Source organism: Pseudomonas sp. SIMBA_068 (assembly GCF_046534705.1).
Classification (GTDB): Bacteria; Pseudomonadota; Gammaproteobacteria; order Pseudomonadales; family Pseudomonadaceae; genus Aquipseudomonas; species Aquipseudomonas putida.
Genome location: NZ_JAWRYI010001842.1, coordinates 1 through 230, shown reverse-complemented (window position 1 = coordinate 230; position 230 = coordinate 1). Strand labels below are relative to the sequence as shown.

The following is a 230-nucleotide window of genomic DNA, read 5'->3' as shown; positions in this document are numbered from 1 at the left end:
CCACCATGACTTCACTGCGATCACTCTTCGCTGCATTGCTGTTGCCACTGTGCGCCACCGCCGCCCATGCGCAAGACTGGAAAGAAATCCGCTTCGGCGTGTTCCCCGAGTATCCCCCCTTCGAGTCCGTCGCCGCCGACGGCAGCCTGCAAGGCTTCGATATTGAATTGGGCAATGCGATCTGCGCCAAGCTCGAGGTCAAATGCACCTGGGTGCATAACGAATTCGAC

At 58.7% G+C, this 230-nt stretch carries 1 protein-coding gene; it reads left to right on the top strand.

The window, feature by feature from the left end:
• Window positions 1-5: 5 nt before the first annotated feature.
• A partial coding sequence (locus tag SB756_RS36140; protein WP_410914064.1) for a transporter substrate-binding domain-containing protein occupies window positions 6-230 on the top strand: 225 nt, incomplete at its 3' end.